At 59.6% G+C, this 20,796-nt stretch carries 18 protein-coding genes; 14 read left to right on the top strand and 4 right to left on the bottom strand.

Annotation, left to right across the window (positions count from 1 at the left end):
• Positions 1-91: 91 nt before the first annotated feature.
• Positions 92-2,827, bottom strand: coding sequence for a ribonuclease E/G (locus Q0L62_RS13660; protein WP_296680926.1), 2,736 nt, complete (start codon positions 2,825-2,827; stop codon positions 92-94).
• A gap of 490 nt (positions 2,828-3,317) precedes the next feature.
• On the opposite strand from Q0L62_RS13660, the gene Q0L62_RS13655 reads away from it, so the two are divergent.
• From Q0L62_RS13655 to Q0L62_RS13630, 6 genes are all read left to right on the top strand, one after another.
• On the top strand, positions 3,318-4,217 hold the full coding sequence (locus Q0L62_RS13655; RefSeq protein WP_296680923.1) for an N-acetylmuramoyl-L-alanine amidase: 900 nt from the start codon (positions 3,318-3,320) through the stop codon (positions 4,215-4,217).
• Between the two features lie 86 nt (positions 4,218-4,303).
• Entirely contained in the window at positions 4,304-6,904 is a 2,601-nt protein-coding gene (locus Q0L62_RS13650; protein WP_296680918.1) for a transglycosylase domain-containing protein, read from the top strand.
• 37 nt (positions 6,905-6,941) lie between these two features.
• A complete protein-coding gene (locus tag Q0L62_RS13645; RefSeq protein WP_296680915.1) occupies positions 6,942-7,496 on the top strand; it encodes a peroxiredoxin in 555 nt (184 codons plus the stop codon).
• Between the two features lie 96 nt (positions 7,497-7,592).
• Positions 7,593-8,720: a peptide chain release factor 2 gene (gene prfB / locus Q0L62_RS13640; protein ID WP_296680912.1), complete on the top strand. Its 1,128-nt coding sequence runs from the start codon at positions 7,593-7,595 to the stop codon at positions 8,718-8,720.
• 65 nt (positions 8,721-8,785) lie between these two features.
• Positions 8,786-9,451 (top strand): class I SAM-dependent methyltransferase, encoded by a 666-nt coding sequence (locus Q0L62_RS13635; RefSeq protein WP_296681089.1) that lies wholly within the window; start codon positions 8,786-8,788, stop codon positions 9,449-9,451.
• Positions 9,448-10,866: a nitronate monooxygenase gene (locus Q0L62_RS13630; RefSeq protein ID WP_296680910.1), complete on the top strand. Its 1,419-nt coding sequence runs from the start codon at positions 9,448-9,450 to the stop codon at positions 10,864-10,866. The genes Q0L62_RS13635 and Q0L62_RS13630 overlap by 4 nt, the downstream gene beginning before the upstream one ends.
• A 35-nt stretch (positions 10,867-10,901) precedes the next feature.
• Here the strand turns inward: Q0L62_RS13630 and Q0L62_RS13625 are convergent, their stop codons facing one another.
• Both Q0L62_RS13625 and Q0L62_RS13620 read right to left on the bottom strand, forming a co-directional pair.
• On the bottom strand, positions 10,902-12,206 hold the full coding sequence (locus Q0L62_RS13625; protein ID WP_296680907.1) for an ammonium transporter: 1,305 nt from the start codon (positions 12,204-12,206) through the stop codon (positions 10,902-10,904).
• Positions 12,207-12,323: 117 nt separating this feature from the next.
• On the bottom strand, positions 12,324-13,343 hold the full coding sequence (locus Q0L62_RS13620; protein WP_296680906.1) for a D-glycerate dehydrogenase: 1,020 nt from the start codon (positions 13,341-13,343) through the stop codon (positions 12,324-12,326).
• 85 nt (positions 13,344-13,428) lie between these two features.
• Between Q0L62_RS13620 and Q0L62_RS13615 the strand changes: the two genes are divergently transcribed.
• Positions 13,429-13,899 (top strand): SH3 domain-containing protein, encoded by a 471-nt coding sequence (locus Q0L62_RS13615; protein ID WP_296680903.1) that lies wholly within the window; start codon positions 13,429-13,431, stop codon positions 13,897-13,899.
• Between the two features lie 29 nt (positions 13,900-13,928).
• Here Q0L62_RS13615 and Q0L62_RS13610 read toward each other — a convergent pair whose 3' ends face one another.
• Positions 13,929-15,125, bottom strand: coding sequence for an acetyl-CoA C-acyltransferase (locus tag Q0L62_RS13610; RefSeq protein WP_296680900.1), 1,197 nt, complete (start codon positions 15,123-15,125; stop codon positions 13,929-13,931).
• 130 nt (positions 15,126-15,255) lie between these two features.
• On the opposite strand from Q0L62_RS13610, the gene Q0L62_RS13605 reads away from it, so the two are divergent.
• The 7 genes from Q0L62_RS13605 (at position 15,256) to nuoE (ending at position 20,793) form a co-directional block, all read left to right on the top strand.
• Positions 15,256-16,683 carry a coniferyl aldehyde dehydrogenase gene (locus Q0L62_RS13605; RefSeq protein WP_296680897.1) on the top strand — a complete coding sequence of 476 codons (1,428 nt, stop codon included), beginning with the start codon at positions 15,256-15,258 and terminating at the stop codon, positions 16,681-16,683.
• A gap of 139 nt (positions 16,684-16,822) precedes the next feature.
• Positions 16,823-17,197 (top strand): NADH-quinone oxidoreductase subunit A, encoded by a 375-nt coding sequence (gene ndhC, locus Q0L62_RS13600; RefSeq protein WP_296680894.1) that lies wholly within the window; start codon positions 16,823-16,825, stop codon positions 17,195-17,197.
• The gene (locus Q0L62_RS13595) at positions 17,194-17,751 is read left to right on the top strand and encodes an NADH-quinone oxidoreductase subunit B family protein (RefSeq protein WP_296680891.1); all 558 of its coding nucleotides are present in this window, start codon (positions 17,194-17,196) and stop codon (positions 17,749-17,751) included. Before ndhC ends, Q0L62_RS13595 begins: the two co-directional genes overlap by 4 nt.
• Positions 17,752-17,758: 7 nt before the next feature.
• The gene (locus tag Q0L62_RS13590) at positions 17,759-18,562 is read left to right on the top strand and encodes an NADH-quinone oxidoreductase subunit C (protein WP_296680889.1); all 804 of its coding nucleotides are present in this window, start codon (positions 17,759-17,761) and stop codon (positions 18,560-18,562) included.
• Entirely contained in the window at positions 18,559-19,770 is a 1,212-nt protein-coding gene (locus Q0L62_RS13585) for an NADH-quinone oxidoreductase subunit D (protein ID WP_296680887.1), read from the top strand. The genes Q0L62_RS13590 and Q0L62_RS13585 overlap by 4 nt, the downstream gene beginning before the upstream one ends.
• Positions 19,767-20,123, top strand: a complete 357-nt coding sequence (locus tag Q0L62_RS13580; protein WP_296680884.1) for a hypothetical protein — start codon at positions 19,767-19,769, stop codon at positions 20,121-20,123. Before Q0L62_RS13585 ends, Q0L62_RS13580 begins: the two co-directional genes overlap by 4 nt.
• 1 nt (position 20,124) lies before the next feature.
• Positions 20,125-20,793: an NADH-quinone oxidoreductase subunit NuoE gene (nuoE, locus tag Q0L62_RS13575; protein ID WP_296680881.1), complete on the top strand. Its 669-nt coding sequence runs from the start codon at positions 20,125-20,127 to the stop codon at positions 20,791-20,793.
• Positions 20,794-20,796 lie beyond the last annotated feature (3 nt).

The following is a 20,796-nucleotide window of genomic DNA, read 5'->3' as shown; positions in this document are numbered from 1 at the left end:
TACCGGGAGGATTGCGAAAACCCCCGCCTAGCCGGTGATGCGCAGGGCGATCAATTGGCGGGACGGGGGCGTCGCTAGTCACAGGTTCTTATTACTCGCCGAAAGTGCGCTGCCACCAACCGCGGCGCGGCTTGCCGTCGTCATCCGCTCCAACGTCGACGGTTTGCGGGGCGGACGCTGACGTGGGTTCGGTTAGCACTGCTGCAACTTCATCAGTTTCCGTCAGAGCCTTCTTCGCACGCGTCCGTTTTGGCTTTGCTGGTGCCTCCTTAGCGATCACCGCTTCTGCTGGCACATCGGCCTCGGCTTCTATCTCGACCTTCTTTTTACGCGTACGCTTTGGCTTGGTTGGAGCATCATCGGCAGCAGCTTCGCTTACCGCTCCGGCGAGAGGCGCTGCATCGTCTGAAACCAAATCATCGCCCGGTTTTTTGCGACGAGGGCGTTTGGGCTTCACCACGACTTCGTCAGAAACAGCGTCAACCGATCCAGCACTGTCAACGAAATCCATCTCGGGCTGTTTGGTCCCGCTTTTACCAGCGTCACCATCATCGCTTCCTGTGTGTCCTTCAGCCTGGCCTTCGTTCTCGCCATCGCCGCGGCCCCGGCCACCCCGCCGGCGGCGACCACGGCGACGACGCTTGCGCGGTGCATCGTCGTCATCGCCATGATCTTGCATGCTTTCAGCAGTGACTTCGCCATCCTCAGGTTCGAGTCGGTCGTCTGCGTGTTCGGCCGATTCAGACTGTTCGCGAGCGTCGCCGAGTTCACGGTCTCGCTGGCCCCCGCGCCGGCGGCGCTTGCGTCGGCGCTTTCCTTGTCCGTCGCTGTCGCCGTCGTCACTGCGTCCGCTGCGATCATCGTCGTCATCTTCAAGCTCGTCTTCGTCCTCGATGATGTCTTCACCGTCTTCTTCCACGGCGATCGCTTCGAATTTTGGTGTGAACTCAGGTCGGGGGCCTGACGATCCGACGCGCATCTTTGCGCCTTCATTCTCACCTTCGGGCAGTACTTCGACACGCACGCCGTACCGTTCCTCGATTTCAGCAAGGTCTCCTCGCTTAGCATTGAGTAAATAAACAGCCGCTTCGGTGCTTGCGAACAGCGAGATGACCGAGCCGCGGCCCTTTGCTGCTTCATCCTCAATCAAACGCAAAGCCGAAAGACCAGCACTTGATGCGGTGCGAACCAGTCCAGTTCCGTCGCAATGCGGGCATCCGCGGGTAGTAGCTTCAAGCACACCAGTGCGCAGGCGCTGCCGGCTCATTTCCATCAGGCCAAAGCTTGAAATTCGGCCAACCTGAATGCGGGCTCGGTCATTTTTGAGCGCGTCTTTCATCGCTTTTTCGACCTTACGGACGTTTGAGTTGTACTCCATGTCGATGAAGTCGATGACAACCAGTCCGGCCATGTCGCGCAGGCGCAGTTGGCGGGCAATTTCGCGTGCCGCTTCAAGATTAGTGTTAAGCGCAGTTGCCTCTATTCCGTGTTCCTTGGTCGAGCGGCCGGAGTTAATGTCGATCGAAACCAGCGCCTCCGTCGGATTGATAACGATGTATCCCCCGCTTTTGAGCTGGACTTCTGGATCATACATCGCAGTCAATTGGTCTTCGGCACCGTAGCGCTGGAATAGCGGCACCGGATCAGCGTATTGTTTCACCCGCTTGGCGTGGCTGGGCATGAGCAACTTCATGAAATCACGCGCAGCGCGGTAACCGTGCTCGCCTTCCACAACAACGTCTTCAATCTCGCGATTGTAGATATCACGGATCGCACGTTTAATAAGATCACTGTCAGAATGGATCAGCGCTGGCGCCGTACTTTTCAGCGTGGTTTCACGAATCCCGTCCCACAGCCGGGCCAGATAATCGAAGTCGCGCTTAATTTCGGTCTTGGTTCGTTGCAGCCCCGCGGTGCGGACAATACACCCCATCGACTTTGGCAAATCGAGTTCTGCAATGATTGTCTTGAGCCGCTTGCGGTCTGCTGCTGAACTGATTTTGCGACTAATCCCGCCACCATGGCTCGAATTTGGCATAAGTACGCAATACCGCCCTGCCAGACTGAGATACGTAGTCAGGGCCGCGCCTTTGTTGCCGCGCTCTTCTTTGACGACCTGAACCAGCAATACTTGGCGGCGCTGGATCACATCCTGAATCTTGTAGCGGCGGCGAAGCGCCATACGCTTCGCGCGTAACTCGTCAGCTTCCTTGGCGTGGCCGCGATTGCCGTTGCCACCCTGGCGGCGGCGCCCACGCGTGCGCCCACGGCCCCCATCACTTTCAGCGTCGCCATTACCTTCGTGTTCGCCGGAATCTTCTCCGTCGTGATCAAAGGCGGTCTCGACGTGACCATCCTCGATTGTGGCAACTTCGTCTTTTTCGTCCGTGTCGACTTCTGTCAGACCGCCATGATCGTCATCGTGATGGCCGTGGCTGGTTCCGGCCAGGTCATCGGCGAGGCTTTCGCCCAGTTCGTCATCACCAACAAAGTCTTCTTCGCCCTCGGCAATCGCGCGCAAGGCTGCTTCTTCCTCGGCGTGAGCTGCTTCCTCGGCAAGTAGGGCCTCGCGATCCTCTTTGGGGATTTGGTAATAGTCCGGGTGGATTTCGCTGAACGCCAGAAATCCGTGCCGGTTACCACCAAAGTCGACGAATGCCGCCTGCAGAGACGGTTCGACCCTGGTAACCTTGGCTAAATAGATATTGCCTTTGATCTGCTTGTGTTCGGCAGATTCAAAATCAAACTCGTCAATCCGGTTGCCTTTGAGCACCGCCACCCGGGTTTCTTCCGGGTGGCGCGCATCGATAAGCATGCGCGTTGTCATCGTAAATTCTCCATGCGCGCCAATCGAGCGCCGGCCCATTGCGGGCGGCCCTGGTGGTGGCGCGGCTTAAAGCGGGAACTCCGCCCGGTGCGGTGCAACGGGCGGTAGCAAGTGAAGTGCCGGATCGCGAATGCAATCCAGCGGCGTATTGCGTGTCTGCAGCAGCGAAAAGGCGCGGCGACGTAGTGCGCGCACAACCAGCCATTCCAGCCGCCCGCACCCTTGCGGGCTGCGACGGACAGAACGGCGAAAGGCTTTTCATTACGGCATCAACCTGACTGATCCCGGCCAAACAGTGCCGGTTTCCCCCGCCGGTTTCCGTGCCGATCCGAAAAGCCACATCGCACTGGAATTGCGCGGTTTGCAGCACGGAGATCGGGACAGGTCTGCCCGGCAGCCGGTTGCCTAGCAAAGCTTCGCAAGCGCGGCAAGCAGCTTGGCAGATGCCAAGGTGATTGCGCGGCAATGCGGGATTCCTTAAGCCGTCACCATGCGCCGTCCGATCATGTTGCTGTTGCTGTTTGTTATTCCACTTGCCGTTTTCGGGGCGATGATCGCTGTAGATCGGTTGTTCGGCGCGCCGGGGCGCGGTTTTGACTATGTCGTGGATGTAAATCTGCCACCTGCTGAAGGCGTGGTTGGACTGCCGCCGGTCGAAGGGCCGCAAGACAGCAGCCGACCGCTTGTGGTGATCGACGCCGGTCACGGCGGCAAAGACCCGGGCGCGGGCGCGGGCAATCTGCGTGAAAAGGAATTGACCCTGGCCTTGGCCAAGGCGCTGCGCGACGAATTGCTCAAACGGGGGGGCATTCGTGTAGCCCTGACGCGCGCCGACGATCGCTTCTTGGTGTTGGGTGAACGGTCTGATATTGCCCGCAGGCTGGGTGCAGACATGTTCATATCGATCCACGCTGACAGCACCGGTACAAATACCAAAGCAAGCGGGGCATCCGTCTACACGCTTTCAGATAAGGGAACGAGCGAGGCGGCCAACCGCATCGCCGCGCGCGAAAACGCCGCCGATGTCATCAACGGCGTGGACCTGGGCAAGCAGACGAACACCGTAAGCTCGATCCTGGTCGACCTGTCGCAGCGTGAGTCGCTGGAAAAAGCCGCGCAATTCGCCGATCTTCTGCTGCGCGAAGGAAAGGATCGCATTCCCTTTCGTGAGCGATCCGAGCAGGCGGCTGCGTTTGTTGTGCTCAAGGCTCCCGATGTACCATCGGTGTTGTTTGAAACTGGTTACATCAGCAACGTCAGCGACGCTGCGCGGCTGTCTTCTGTCGAAGGCCAGAAAACCTTTGCCGAGGTAACCGCGCGCGGCCTGCAAGTTTATTTCGCGCGCCAGGGGCCATCTGGCAAAGACACCATTCCGGGCCTGCAATATTGACGCGATACAAGCGATACAGCTGCTGCCGCGCCATGCTGCCTAGCCTCTGGCAAATCGTGCATCGGCCATGCTAAGACCCCGTTCCTATGCCCGAAAGCCCTGAGCCTGAATCGATCCACCTGCGCATCCGGCGCGAGGCTGGTGGACTTCTTTCCCGGATCCGCTCCGGGCTTGCTCCGCTTGGCGAGCGCATCGAACGCAGCGATATGGGGGACTGGTTCGCGCGGCGATGGCGTGCCAGCCGAGGCTTTCGCATCGTTGGCTATCTTTTTGGGGCCTTTCTGGCTCTGAATGTCGTCCTGTGGATTGCAGTGACCCGCAATTTGCCTTCGGCTGAAAGTTTGCTGACCTATCAACCACCGTTGCCCACCATGGTGCGCGGTATCGATGGCAAGATTGTTTACAGTTATGCGCGTGAACGGCGCGTGCAATTGCGCTTTGTGGATTTTCCAAGGCCATTGATCAATGCGTACTTGTCAGCAGAGGACAAGACCTTTTGGTCGCATGGCGGGGTGGACTACACGGGCCTGGTCGGCGCTGTGTTTGATTATATCACGAAGTTCGGGTCTGATCAGCGCGCCCGCGGCGGATCGACAATAACCCAACAGGTCGCCAAAAACATTCTGATCGGCAATGAATATTCGATAACCCGCAAATTAAAGGAAATGATCGTTGCGCGCCGGATCGAGGGTGTGCTCAACAAGCAGCAAATCCTGGAACTTTACCTGAATGAAATACCGCTGGGCAGGCAAAGTTTCGGGGTTCAGGCAGCCGCAAGGGCTTATTTCGGCAAGGATGTCGGCGATCTTTCACTTGCTGAAAGTGCGTTCCTGGCAATCCTGCCCAAGGCGCCGGAAAAATATGGTCGCGCAAGCCATGTCGAAGAAGCGGTCATACGCCGGAATTGGGTCCTTGATCAGATGGTCAAGAACGGCGCCGTGGCATCGGCTGAGGCGCAACAGGCCAAAGCCCAGCCACTGGAGATCATCCCCCGCCGGATTGAGGCCTATGACCCTTCTGCGGGCTATTTTGTCGAAGAGGTGCGTCGCCGTCTGATCGATAAATACGGCGAAAAGGCGGAGGACGGACCCAATAGCGTCTACGCGGGCGGCTTATGGGTGCGCACCTCGCTTGATACGGAATTGCAAAAGGGCGCGCAGACAGCGCTGCGTGCTGGCCTGTTGCGTTATCAAGGCGGTCGCGGTTGGACAGCCCCCATCATGCACATCACTCTCGACACGGATACCTGGCAGGGCCAACTGGCAACGGCTAACAAGTCGATTACTTACCAGAATTGGCGGACGGGTCTGGTCCTGACACGGCGTGGCCCGCAGGCAACGATTGGCTTTGTTGACGGAAAGACCGCACCATTGGTCGGCGTGCCTGATTCACTGAAGGCCGGTGACATTATTGCCGTTGCACCTTCGGGCAGCAGCTGGGCGGTCCGCACGATCCCGACCGTTTCAGGGGGCATGGCGGTGGTCGATCCGCGCTCCGGGCGCGTTCTGGCGATGCAGGGCGGTTTCGATGCCGGCCTCGACAGCTTCAATCGTGCCACTCAGGCTGAACGCCAGCCAGGCTCGACAATCAAACCCTTCGTCTATGCAACTGGTCTGGACTTTGGGATGACACCTGCCAGCGAAGTCGTCGACGGACAATTTTGCGTGTGGCAAGGGGCGTCACTAGGACAGAAGTGTTTCCGCAATTTCGGCGGTGGCGGAGGCAGCGGAACCCATACCATGCGCTGGGGTTTGGAGCAGTCGCGAAACCTGATGACGGTCCGTATCGCGAACGATGCCGGAATGGAAAATGTCGTCAAGCAGATCGAACGGGTCGGTATCGGGAAATATCAGCCCTACCTTTCGTTTGCGCTGGGCGCAGGTGAGACGACGGTATTGCAAATGTCCAATGCCTATGCGGCGTTGGCCAACAACGGCGTGCAATATCCCGCATCCACCATTGATTTCGTGCAGGACCGCAATGGTAAGGTGATCTGGCGGGCCGATACGCGCCGCTGCGACAAATGCAATATGAAGCAGTGGGACGGAAAACCGATGCCGCGGCTTGCCAACCGCGGCAAGCAAGTGATGGATCCGCGCACCGCGTATCAGGTGGTTCACATGCTTGAAGGCGTGATCACGCGCGGCACCGGCGTAGCGCTGCGGGACCTCAACATGCCGCTGTTTGGCAAAACCGGAACAACGACCGGTCCGACCAACGTCTGGTTCGCGGGCGGCGCGCAGAATATTGTCGGCGCCGTTTACATCGGGTTCGATCAGCCGCGCTCGCTGGGTGGCTACGTTCAGGGCGGGACTTTTGCCGCACCCATATTCAAGCAATTTATTCAGGAGACCCGGAATCGCTGGGACAGCCGCCCGTTTGTCGCGCCGCCTGACGTTCACATGGTCAAGGTTGATCGGGTCAGCGGCAAGCGCGTCTTCGAAGGTGTCGTGACAAAGGATCCTAAATCCGGCGTGATCTGGGAAGCGTTCAAAGCCGACGCCGAGGCAAAACGAAGCAACGGGTTCGAAGATCTCGCCAAGCAGCGTGACGCCCTGCTTGCAGCGCTGCGCCGCGGTGCCAACAGGGTGCCGGCGCGGTCTTCCGCTTCTTCTGCACCTGCGGCGCAAAATGAGCCTGATGCTTTGCCCACTGTCGTTCCCGAAGAGGTAGTTGGCACGCAATAAACTGGACAAGTCGCGCGCCATATCGCAGCTTCTGCCAATGATCAGATACTTAATGCATTTCGCTGCGGCTGCTGCTGCCCTTGGTCTCGCCGGTGCTGTGCAGGCTGACTTGCCCAACGGAGCCAAGGCTCCCGGCTTTACGACCCAAGGTGCCTTGGCTGGCAAGCCTTTTGCCTTCAACCTCAAGGCAGCACTACGCAAAGGGCCGGTAGTGCTCTACTTCTACCCCAAAAGCTTTACGCAAGGCTGCACACTGGAAGCGCACGCATTTGCTGAGGCAACGGATGAGTTTCGCAGCGCCGGGGCAACGGTAATAGGCCTTTCCGCAGATGATCTGGCCACCCAGCAGAAGTTTTCGAAAGAGGCGTGCCGCGACAAGTTTGCCGTCGGGGTTGCTAGCCCGGCTATCGTCGCTGCCTATGACGTGGCGCTGAAAGGAAATGGCGCACCCGCCGGCATGACTAGCCGGACCAGTTATGTGATCGGTCGCGATGGCAGGATCAAGCTGGTCTTTACTGACATGAACTTTCGCGATCACGTCCGTATGACGCTGGCCGCGGTCAAGGCTCTGTCTGCCAAACCGGCGCGCTGAGGCGCGCCGCCTTTACAATCCGAAACCGTGCGCTAAGCGGGGCGCGAATGGAATGTCGCCCGGTTATGCGGGCGCGAGTGACGGAGTTTTCGTGTCATGCGTGCCGAAGGGCAGGCTCATATAGATCGGATCGGGGCAGCCTTGGCCCTCGTGCGCAAGTTTCTGGATTGGGACCGTGCGCTGCGCCGGCTCGACGAGCTGAACGCCCGGGTCGAGGATCCCAAGCTTTGGGACAATCCCAAAGAAGCGGAAGCCGTCATGAAGGAGCGCCGGCGGCTGGAAGCCGCGGTGAACACGGTCAACGACATTTCAGCGCAGATGGCAGACGCGGTTGAGTTCATCGAGCTGGGCGAGATGGAAGACGATGACGCCACCATCGATGAAGGCGTTGCCGCGTTGGCCGCGTTGGCCGATCGCGCCGATGCCGACAAGGTCCAGGCGCTGCTAGGCGGCGAAGCGGATAGCAATGACACCTTCATTGAAATCCATGCCGGGGCCGGCGGCACCGAAAGCCAGGACTGGGCTGAAATGCTGCTGCGGATGTACAGCCGCTGGGCCGAACAGCGTGGCTTCAAAGTCGATGTGATCGAATACCAGTCGGGCGAGCAGGCTGGAATCAAATCTGCTACTATCCAGGTCAAAGGCGAGAACGCCTACGGCTATGCCAAGACCGAAAGCGGCGTGCACCGTCTGGTGCGCATATCGCCCTACGACAGCTCGGCTCGTCGCCACACGAGTTTTTCGTCGGTATGGGTGTTCCCGGTAATCGACGACAGCTTTGAGATTGAGATCAACCCCTCTGACCTTAAAATTGATACCTACCGGGCGTCGGGCGCGGGCGGACAGCACGTCAATACCACCGATTCGGCGGTGCGGATTACGCACATCCCCTCAGGCATTGTTGCCGCCAGCCAGCAAGACCGCAGCCAGCACAAGAACCGCGATATCGCAATGGGGATGCTCAAGTCGCGGCTTTACGAAGAGGAAATGCGCAAGCGCGAGGAAGCCGCCAGCGCGGAACATGCTGCAAAGAGTGATATTGGCTGGGGGCATCAGATCCGGTCTTATGTTTTACAACCCTACCAGATGGTCAAGGACTTGCGCACAGGTGTGACCAGCCCGACCCCCTCGGACGTGCTCGACGGTGCGCTTGATCCCTTTATGGCTGCCGCATTGGCGCAGCGCGTAACTGGTGAGAAGATAGCGGTGGAGGACGTCGATTGACTGGTCGCGTGGCTGCATCGGCTTTGCTGCTGGCGCTGGCTGCGTGCAACCGCGCCGATCCCGATATGTCGCGCGCCGAAGGGGCACGCGGATTTCCTCTCGCCGATCGGGCGGTGTCTAAGGTTATTTCGACCGAGTTCAGCAGCGAAGACCAGCGCGACAATTTGGGTGAGGCCAAGGTCGTCATGGATCTGGCTGCCATCAACGAGGGCACGACCGTTGCCGATATCGGTGCGGGTGAAGGGTACTACACCGTCCGCCTGGCGGAACGCGTCGGATCCAAGGGACGGGTGCTTGCACAGGATATCGACGGCGAAGCTATGCAGCGACTGGGCCAGCGGATCGTGCGTGAACGGCTGGACAACGTATCCATAAAGGTTGGCGCGCCCGAAAACCCGCGGCTGCCAGATAACAGTTTCGACCGCATTTTTATGGTCCACATGTATCATGAAGTAGCCGAACCCTATGCTTTTCTGTGGCATATGCGCCCGGCACTGGGACCGCACGGGCAGGTGATTGTGGTTGATGCCGACCGAGCAACCGATCAGCACGGAATGCCGCCGGCGCTGCTGTTCTGCGAATTCAACGCGGTGGGGTTCCGCTTGGTGGAATTTGTCCGTAAGCCCGAACTCAAGGGCTATTACGCGCAGTTCGAAGCAAACGGACCGCGGCCGAATGCCAAAGATATAAAGCCGTGCAGCGCGGCCAAGGGAAAGACTGGGACGCGATGACTGGGGCCGCAATTTTCAAGGGGCTGAAGCCCATCCTTTACGGTGGGCGCGAAGTTTGGCCGCTCGTTGAAGGCGGAAAGGGTGTTTCTGCGACCAACCATATGTCGTCGGGCGCCTGGGCGGCTGCTGGCGGCATCGGCACCGTAAGTGCCGTCAATGCCGACAGCTATGACGTGGACGGTAACCCGATCCCGCAGATCTTTCCGCAAGCAACCCGCAAGGAACGATTCGAACAACTGGTGCGCTATGCCATCGATGGCGCGACTGAGCAGGTAAAGCGCGCCCACGAAATCGCCGCCGGCAAAGGCGCGATCAATATCAACGTTTTGTGGGAAATGGGCGGCGCCCAGCAGGTGCTAGAAGGCGTGCTGGAAAACTGCCCGGGCATGATCACCGGCGTTACTTGCGGCGCGGGAATGCCGTATAAGTTGGCCGAAATAGCCCAGCGTCATAATGTTCACTATTTGCCGATTGTCAGTTCCGCACGCGCTTTTCGCGCACTGTGGAAGCGCAGCTATTCCAAGGTCCCGCAGCTGATGGCAGCTGTCGTATACGAAGATCCATGGCTTGCCGGCGGCCACAACGGCCTGTCGAATGCCGAAGACCCTCGCACGCCGGAAGATCCTTATCCCCGCGTCAAGGCGCTGCGCGAAACTATGCGCGCCGAAGGAGTATCGGAAGAAACCGCGATTGTCATGGCGGGCGGGGTCTGGTGCCTGCGCGAATGGGACCACTGGATCGACAACCCTGAATTGGGCTCGATCATGTTCCAGTTCGGAACTCGTCCGTTGCTAACGCAGGAAAGCCCGATCCCACAAGTTTGGAAGGAAATGCTCCGCACTGTTGAGCCAGGCGACGTCCTGTTACATCAGTTCAGCCCGACCGGTTTTTATTCCAGCGCGGTCAAGACGCCCTTCCTTTACGATCTTATTCACCGTTCAGAACGCCAGATCCCCATTTTCAAACGCGATGAGGAAGAAGGCACTGTCCCTCTATCCGATCACGGAAAAGCCAAGTATTTCTGGGTCCATCCGGGCGACCAACGCAAGGCGCTCGCCTGGATCCACGAGGGCTTTACCGAAGCACTCAAGACGCCGGACGATACAGTCGTTTTCGTGACGGCGGAAAGCGCTGAACGAATCCGTGCCGATCAGCAAGGCTGCATGGGATGTCTTTCGCACTGCCAGTTTTCGAGCTGGAAGGACCATGACGACAACACCACCGGGCGTTTGGCCGACCCGCGCAGCTTTTGTATCCAGAAGACGCTGCAGGACATCGCTCACGGCGGCGACCCCGACGATAACCTGGCTTTCGCCGGCCACGCGGCATACCGCTTCAAACAAGATCCGTTCTATTCCAACAACTTTACGCCAACGGTGAAGCAGCTTGTCGACCGGATTCTGACCGGAGATTGATCAGCGACAGATGGCGCGTGATAATCTGCGCGCGTTCAATCGAGCTCCCACGCCCGTTCGCCGTGGCTGGCCAGGTCCAGGCCCTCCCGTTCATCATCCTCGCTGACCCGCATCGGGAACAGCAAAGATACGGCAACAGCCAAAACTGCCGTTGCAACTGCCGACCAGATTGCAACCACCCCGACGCCAACAGCCTGGGCCGCAATCTGACTGATCATGGTCTTGCCATCGGCGTAGCCGGTTCCGCCAAGGGCATCGGAAAGAAATACGCCGAGCAGCAAGGATCCGGTTATCCCGCCAACGCCATGAACAGCGAACACGTCAAGGGAATCGTCGATCCTCAGGCGCTTTTTGACAATCTGAATCATCGGATAGCAGATTAGAGCCGCAAGCGCGCCGAACACAAACGCGGCGCCCGGCGAAATGAACCCGGCTGCCGGGGTAACCGTGGCCAAGCCCGCAACAGCGCCGGTAGCAAAGCCGACGCTGGTCGGCTTGCCCACTGTAAATCGTTCGATCAGCAGCCACACCAGGGCCGCCATGCATGCGGCAACATGAGTGTTTATTATTGCACTGGCCGCGTCATCGTTGGCCGCAAGTGCCGATCCCCCGTTAAAGCCGAACCATCCTACCCACAGCAGTGCAGCCCCGGCCATCGTCAGCGATGGTGCGTGAGGCAGCATCATGGTCTTGGGAAAACCGTTGCGCTTGCCCACCAGAAGCGCGGCGACCAGCGCCGAAACGCCAGCAGTTGTGTGGACCACAATGCCGCCGGCAAAGTCCAGCGTTCCGATTGCAGATGACAACCACCCGCCGCCCCAAATCCAGTGGGCCACGGGGCTATACACCACCAGGACCCACAGCGCGGTGAAGGCAACGGTCCAGCCAAACCGGGCGCGGTCAACCCATGCGCCGACCATCAGCGCAGGTGTAATCGCTGCAAATGTCATTTGAAAAAGGGCGTAAGCGCTTTCCGGAACGGTGTATCCCGCGCGAACGTTGCCCAGGTTGTTGAGCATCAAGTTGCCAAATCCGCCATACCACCCGTTGCCTCCGGTCCCGAAGGCAACCGAATAACCAGCGACGATCCAAAGCAACGATGCTGCTGCAGCAACTGCGCCGACCTGTACGAGTACAGACAGGAAGTTCTTGGCCCGAACCAGGCCGCCATAGAACAAGGCAAGCCCGGGCATGGTCATCATCAGTACCAGCGCGGCTGAAATCAGGATCCAAGCGGTATCTCCTGTATCGGCAACATCCTCTGCTCCGTCCTGTGCCCAAGCGATTGCGGGCAGCGCCAGAACCGTGGCGGCAGCACCGATTGCAGCAAGCTTGCGCATTGAACCGTATCTCCCCCGCGCGGCATCCTTGCCCGCGATTTTCGTGTGCGGCGCCTTAGAGCAATGATCGCAAGGTTCGCAAGCGCCAGAACGTTAGCTTGTTGCGCGCGGTAGAGGTTATACCCAGCCTGTCAGCACCTGATCGGGCGGACGATGGCCGTCGACCCAAAAACGGATGTTGGCGATAATCTTTTCGCCTGCATGCTCCCTTCCTTCGACCGTCGCGCTGCCCAAATGAGGCAAGGTGATGACGTTGGGAAGATCAATCAGCCGATCGTCGACTGCCGGCTCGGAAGCAAAGACGTCCAGACCGGCTCCGGCGATCGCGCCCTGCTGCAATGCTGCGATCAACGCTTCTTCGTCAATCAGGTCTCCGCGTGCGGTATTGATAATGTAGGCGGTCGGCTTCATCTCGGCCAACCTGGCCGAATTAAGAAGGTGGCGTGTTTCCGGCCCCGATGGACAGTGAAGCGTCAGGATATCAGCCTCTGCAATCAGTTTCTCCAGATCCGGTTCGTATGCGGCACCAAACATGTTCTCGACGCTGGGTGGAAGGCGTTGGCGGTTGTGATAGACCACGTCGAGCCCAAAGGCGCGGGCGCGGTGTGCCACGGCCTGTCCGATCCGGCCCATGCCAACGATGCCAAGCCGCTTTCCACCAATGCAGCGGCCCAGCATGGCAGACGGCGCCCACCCGGTCCAATGCCCATCGCGTATCAGGCGGCTGCCTTCACCCAGGCGGCGGGGCACAGACAGGATCAACATCATCGCCAGATCAGCCGTATCATCGGTGAACACGCCGGGCGTGTTGGTAACGATGATCTTGCGCCGCCGCGCTGCCGCCAAGTCAATATGTTCAATGCCCGCGCCAAAGTTGGCGATCATGCCCAGCCGGTCGCCTGCTTCTGCCAGCATCGCGCCGTCGATCCGATCAGTGACCGTGGGAACAATGACGTCGCTGTCGCGCATCGCGCCTACCAGTCCTTCGCGGCCAAGCGGACGGTCATCGGTGTTAAGGACAACGTCGAAAAGCTCGCTCATCCGTGCCTCTACCGAAGGCAATAACCGGCGGGTGACGTGAACGCGGGGCCGCCCGGGCAGCCGGCGTCCAGGAGCGGTTTCTGTGACGACAGTCATGCATTGGTCGCTAGGCTTGGGGTGCTACACTGGTCAAGCCACTTGAAGCGCACGGGCGACCAGGTCTATCGGAGAATCAACTGTTATGAACTCTCTGCGAATCTTCATTTCCGGCCTTTGCGCCGCGTTAATTGCTACTGCTGCGTCAGCCGACGACGTCAAGACGCCTTACTGGGCTTCGATCCGGGCCGGCGAAGTCAACATGCGTGCCGGGCCGGGTGAGGACTACCGTATCCAATGGGTTTATCACCGACCCCAATTGCCGGTAAAAGTCATCCGGATGATGGAAGGCTGGCGATTGGTCGAAGACCCGGATGGCGCCCGGGGCTGGATGCTGGCCCGGTTCCTCACGCGCCAGAGAAGCGCTTTCGTCGACGGTAAGGGTCTTGCCGAAATGCGGGACAAGGCATCAGGCGATGCGCGCTTGCTGTGGCGCGTTGAACCCGGGGTTGTCGCCCTGCTTGATGATTGCCGCGCTGACTGGTGCGGCGTTCGAATTGGCGATCGTGCTGGTTTTATCCGGCAAGATCGCTTGTGGGGAGCAGGCGAGCTCTGAAGGCTTGCCACAGCGGCGGATATTGCCGCTTAGACTAGTTCGATGGCAACTGCGGTTGCTTCGCCGCCGCCAATGCATAGGCTGGCGACGCCCTTGGTCTTGCCATGCCGCTTAAGGGCTGCAATCAGCGTGGTAACAATGCGCGCGCCCGACGCGCCGATCGGATGCCCTAAGGCTGTTGCGCCCCCGTGAACGTTAATCTTTTCATGCGGGATTCCTAGATCCTGCATCGCGAACATCGCAACGCAAGCGAACGCCTCGTTCACTTCGAACAGATCAACATCGTCCAGCTTCCATCCCGCACAGTCCAGCAACTTGGTGATTGCGCCGACCGGGGCAGTGGTAAAATCCTTGGGTTCCTGGGCATGGGCCGCCAGTGCGATGACCTTGGCGACGGGACAGAGGCCCTTGGCCCTGGCTTCGCTCTCTCGGGTCAGGACGAGTGCGGCTGCGCCATCCGAGATCGAGCTTGAGGTTGCTGCTGTGATTGTGCCGTCCTTGGCGAAGGCAGGTTTCAGACCAGGAATCTTGTCGGGACGACCCTTACTCGGTGCTTCATCAGTGTCGACAACGCTTTCACCTGTCCGGCTGATCACGGTCACTGGCGCAATTTCGTCAGCAAAGGCACCTTCATCTATTGCGGCCTTGGCGCGGCGGAGCGACTCAATCGAGTAGCCATCCTGTGCCTCACGTGTCAGCTGGTATTCGTTGGCGGTATCCTGGGCAAAGGTCCCCATCGCCCGGCCGGGTTCATACGCGTCTTCAAGCCCGTCAAGGAACATGTGATCATAGGCCGTATCATGACCGATCCGCGCACCTGAGCGGTGCTTTTTGAGAATATAGGGCGCGTTGGTCATGCTTTCCATTCCGCCTGCGACGACCAGGTCAATCGTCCCGGCGGCCAGTGCCTCGGCGCCCATGATCAGAGTTTGCATGCCTGATCCGCAAACCTTGTTCACGGTCGTCGCCTCGACCGACTTGGGTAGACCAGCCTTGATCGCCGCCTGACGGGCAGGGGCCTGGCCAAGCCCTGCGGGCAGAACACAGCCCATGTACACGCGATCAATTTCCGCGCCGTTGACGCCCGCCCGTTCCACCGCCGCCTTGATTGCAGTCGCGCCAAGATCGGTCGCGGCGACATCGGCCAGCGCGCCTTGCATCGCGCCCATCGGGGTGCGGGCATAGGACAAGATGACGATGGGATCGTTCGCGGAAATCTGGGCCATGGCAGGGTTCTCTTTTGAGCAAGAGGAAAGGATTGCCGCGATCTTAATGCTGCACTGCGGCGATGGCAATCGCCTTGCCATTGGCCTCGACATAGGAAACAAAGGTGGCAATTCAAAACGGGAGATACCAATGCCTGCCGATACCGCCGCAATGCAATCGCTTCTGCAGGTCCAGCGTGATGCCTTTACTGCCGCGCGGCCTGAACCGCTATCGGTGCGCAAGGACCGGCTTAAGCGGGTGATTGCGATGATGAAGGACAGCGGCGATGATTTCGCCCGCGCGATCAGCCGCGATTTCGGGCATCGGAGCCACGAACAAAGCCTGATGACCGATATCATGCCATCAGTCACCGCGGCCAAATATTGCCTCAAGCACATTGACCGTTGGGCGCGGACAGAACGGCGAAGCCCGATGTTTCCGCTCGGGCTGCTGGGGGCCAAGGCCGAATTGCGTTATGAACCCAAGGGGGTGGTCGGCATTGTCAGTCCATGGAACTTCCCGGTCGGGCTGACGGTCGGCCCGCTGGCCCAGGCGTTCGCGGCCGGCAACCGGGCGATGATCAAACCAAGCGAGTTCACTGAAGATACCTCGCAAATGATGAAAGATGTCTTTGCCAAATACTTCGGCGAGGATGAATTGGCGGTTTGTGTCGGCGGACCGGACGTAGGCCAGGCGTTCTGCTCACTGCCGTTCGATCACTTGCTGTTCACCGGCGCTACCGGGGTCGGCAAGCATGTTCTCCATGCGGCCGCCGACAACCTTGTCCCGGTTACGCTTGAACTGGGCGGCAAGTCGCCCACCATCCTTGGACGCAGCGCCAACATCGAGCGCGCGGGTGAGCGCATCGCGATGGGCAAGATGCTCAATGCTGGGCAGATCTGCCTTGCGCCTGATTACATGATGGTCCCGCAGGACATGGAGGACCGGGCAATTGGCGCGGTCAGCAAGGCAGTGAGCGCGATGTATCCGACGCTGCTTAACAACGATGACTACACCTCTGTCGTAAATGCGCGCCACCGCGACCGGATCCAGGGCCTGATCGATGATGCCAAGGCGAAGGGCGCCGAGGCTATCGAGGTCAATCCGGGGAACGAGGATTTCTCATCATCCAACGGACACAAGATGCCGCTGACCATCCTGAGAGGTGTGAGCGACGATATGGCGGTGATGCAGGACGAGATTTTCGGACCGGTCCTGCCGGTCAAGACCTATAAGGCGATCGACGAGGCGATTGACTATGTTAACGCGCACGACCGCCCGCTGGGTCTGTATTATTTCGGTGAGGACAGCGCTGAGCGCGAGCGTGTGTTGACCCGCACAATTTCAGGTGGTGCGACCGTAAACGACGTAGTGTTCCACGTGTCGATCGATGATCTTCCGTTCGGCGGTATCGGTCCGTCGGGCATGGGCAGTTATCATGGCCCTGAAGGCTTCAAGACTTTCAGTCATGCCCGCTCGGTCTATCACCAGCCCAAAACCAATGTCGCCAAGCTGGCAGGCTTGATGCCGCCCTATGGCAAGACCACGCGCAAGACGTTGGCCCGCGAACTGGGTTGACGCAGAATTGCCCCTCGGGGAGGTTGCAAAGATTGCAATAGATGGTGCAAACCGGCCTTGCCTACTTGCGTCGCTCATGTCCCGGGACTAGGGCGCGCTCAACGTTCGCAATGCCGATTCCGGCGCCAAGGGACTTCACGTGGTCGACCTGTCGCAATATTTGCCGATCCTGATCTTCCTGGCCATCGCGCTGGGCCTGTCGGCGGCCTTTGTGTTCCTGCCAATGGGTGTTGCCCGCCTGACGGGTGCACATAATCCAACTGCTGAGAAACTCAGCGAGTACGAATGCGGCTTTCCCGCGTTTGAGGATCCGCGCAGCCAGTTCGACGTCCGTTTTTATCTGCTGGCCATCCTTTTCGTGGTCTTCGATCTGGAAGCCGCGTTTCTGTTTCCCTGGGCGGTGACTTTCACCAAGCTGGGCTGGTCGGCATGGATCACGATGATGATATTCATCGGCGAACTGCTTGTCGGGCTCGCCTATGCCTGGAAAGTCGGAGCACTGGACTGGGAATGAGCACGCTCGTCAATTCTGCGGGACAACCGCTTGCCGCAGGTCAGCCGGTCACGCCGCCGGACCAGAGCTTTTTCAACGACATCAATGGTGAAGTCCATGACAAGGGCTTCCTGGTTACCAGTACCGAAGATCTGTTCCAGTGGGCCCGCACTGGCAGCTTGTGGTGGATGACTTTTGGCCTGGCTTGCTGCGCGGTCGAAATGATCCACGTCAACATGCCGCGTTATGACATGGAACGGTTTGGCGTCGCCCCGCGCGCGTCCCCGCGCCAGTCCGATGTGATGATTGTCGCCGGCACGCTGTGCAACAAGATGGCCCCGGCGCTGCGCAAGGTCTACGACCAGATGTCGGATCCCAAATACGTGATATCGATGGGCAGCTGCGCCAATGGCGGCGGCTATTACCATTATAGCTATTCAGTTGTGCGCGGATGTGACCGGATTGTCCCGGTCGATATCTACGTTCCCGGGTGCCCGCCCACGGCCGAGGCGCTGCTGTACGGCGTAATGCAATTGCAGCGCAAAATCCGCCGCGTCGGCACGATCGAGCGGTGATGGCGTGATGAGCGTGCTTCACTCTGCGCCGCGCATGGCCTCGAACGAGGGCGTAGTTGCCGCAGTCACCCAAACGCTGGGTGCCAAGTTGCTGAATGGCCGCGAAGAGCACGGCGAGATTATCCTTACCGTTGCGCGCGGAGCGATCGGTGAATGCCTCGCTGCGCTGCGTGACACGCATCAATACCAGCAGCTGATGGAAATCGCCGGTGCTGACTACCCCCAGAGGGCCGAGCGGTTTGACGTGGTCTATATGCTGCTATCGGTCACCCGCAACCACCGCCTGATCGTCAAGGTGACCGCCAGCGAGAGCACGCCGGTGCCCACTGTCACGCACCTGTGGCCCAATGCCGGTTGGCTGGAACGCGAAGTGTTCGACATGTACGGCGTGATTTTCGAAGGAAACACCGATCTTCGCCGGATCCTGACTGACTATGGTTTTGAAGGGCACCCCTTCCGCAAGGATTTTCCGCTCACCGGCTATGTCGAGCTGCGCTATTCCGAGGAAGACCAGCGTGTCGTCTACGAACCGGTCAAACTGGCGCAGGATCTGCGACAGTTCGATTTTATGAGCCCGTGGGAAGGGGCCGATTATGTCCTTCCCGGCGATGAGAATGCCACGCCGACCACTGCCGCTCCAACGCCGACCGCGACGCCCACGCCCGCGCAAACGGGAGCTGGCGCGAAGGCCAACGCCGCGGCTGCCGACACCAAGAGCGCGGGCGCTCCGGCCGTGCATACGACGGCCAAGGCTGATGCCGCTGCACCGAAGAAGACCAGCAGCAGGCCGAAAAAGGGAGATAAAGCATGAGCTTCACTCTCGAACAGTCGCCGACCACCGGTGACGAAGTCATTTCCAATTACACGATCAACTTCGGTCCGCAGCACCCCGCCGCGCACGGCGTTCTGCGCATGGTGCTGGAACTGGACGGTGAGCTGATCGAACGGGTCGATTGCCACGTCGGCCTGCTTCACCGCGGCACAGAAAAGCTGATCGAGCACAAGACCTATCTCCAGGCGCTGCCCTATTTCGACCGGCTCGACTATTGCAGCCCGCTGGCGATGGAACACTCCTACGTGCTCGCCATTGAAAAGCTGCTCAACTTGGAAGTGCCGCTACGCGCCCAGTACCTGCGCGTGCTGTTCGCCGAGCTTACCCGCATCTGCAACCACATGCTCAACATGGGGTCCCACGTGATGGACGTCGGCGCGATGACGCCGAACCTGTGGCTGTTCGAAATTCGCGAGGACTGCCTCAACTTCTTCGAACGTGCCAGCGGTGCCCGGATGCACAGCGCATGGTTCCGTCCCGGCGGAGTCCATCAGGACGTGCCGCAGGACCTGCTCGACGATATCGACGCCTGGCTCGACACCCGGCTGAGGCCGCTGTTCAATGATGCGATGAGCCTGGTGGTCGACAATCGCATCTTCAAGCAGCGAAACGTCGACATTGCCCTGGTCAGCAAGGAAGACGCGCTGGCCTGGGGCTTTTCCGGCCCGATGATCCGCGCCGCCGGGGTGCCGTGGGACCTGCGCAAAAGCCAGCCCTATGACGTCTATGACCGGATGGATTTCGAGATCCCGGTCGGCACCCGCAGTGATTGCTATGACCGCTTCATGGTCCGGGTTGAGGAAGTGCACCAGTCGGCCCGGATCATCCGCCAGTGCATCGCCGAAATGCCCTCGGGTCCGATCGCCTCGGACGACCGCAAGGTGGTACCGCCCAAGCGCGCCGAAATGAAAAGCTCGATGGAAAGCCTGATCCATCACTTCAAGCTTTACACCGAAGGCTTTCACGTGCCGGCCGGCGAAGTCTATGTCGCCACCGAAAGCCCCAAGGGTGAATTCGGGGTCTATCTGGTCAGCGACGGCAGCAACAAACCCTACCGCTGCAAGATCCGCCCGACCGCGTTCTCGCACCTGCAAGCGATGGACTTCATGTGCAAAGGCCACATGCTGCCCGACGCGACCGCCATCCTCGGCGCGATCGACGTGGTGTTCGGGGAGTGTGACCGGTGAGGCGTGAGCTGATATTCTTGGCTCTGGTTCCAATGATTACTGGAGCAAAATATGCTGACGAGCGGGCAGTCCGCGCTGTCCTTAATCAAATGATCGCTGGTCAGCCTGTTTCTGATGCGATTTTGGATCGGCAAATTGGACATCCGGAATTTGCCAATCTCGATGCGACGGTTGCCTCAGTCAAAGGTTGCAAAGCTGCCGAATTGGAACCGCTGCCGAACGGTAGCTTTGGCGTGCAATGGTATTGCAAGGACCGCAAAGCAAAGGACCAACCGAGCGCCATGATGGTCTACTTGAGCAAAGGCCAAGTTACCCGAACTACCACTGCAAACGTGATGATGGTTCGGAACTGACATGGCTGACCGTCATCTCGAACCCGATACGCCCGAACTGCGCGTGCGGTGGGGCGGCTTTGCCTTTTCCAAGGCCTGGGACGCCAAGGCCAAAACGGCGATCGCCAAATATCCCGACGGGCGTCAGCGCTCGGCGGTAATGGCGCTGCTCGACTTTGCCCAGCGCCAGGTGGGTGAAGAGACCGGCACCCAGGGCTGGCTGCCGATCCCGGTGATGGAATATGTCGCCCGCTATCTCGACATGCCGGTGATCCGCGTGGTCGAAGTGGCGACGTTCTATTTCATGTACAACCTGGTTCCGGTGGGCAAATTTCACGTCCAGGTCTGCGGCACCACGCCGTGCATGCTGCGCGGCTCGGACGACATCATGGCCGTCTGCGCCAAGCGCGGAATGCACAAGGGCCACACCACTGACGACGGGATGTGGACCCTGACCGAAGTCGAATGCATGGGCAACTGCGCCAGCGCGCCGATGGTCCAGATCAACGATGGCAATTATGAGGATCTGACAGTGGAACGCTTCGACGCGGTGCTCGATGCACTGGCGGCCGGCAAGACGCCCAAGGAAGGTACCCAAGACCCGGAGCGGCACACGGTTGAGCCGGTTGGTGCGCTCAGTTCGCTGCAGCAGATGGTCAAGGCCAACCACGATTACCGGGGGGAATGGTAAGCC

The sequence above is a fragment of the Novosphingobium sp. genome (genome assembly GCF_024642085.1).
Lineage (GTDB): Bacteria > Pseudomonadota > Alphaproteobacteria > Sphingomonadales > Sphingomonadaceae > Novosphingobium.
Note: the sequence above shows the minus strand (reverse complement) of the source record. Positions and strands in the feature narration are given on the sequence as shown.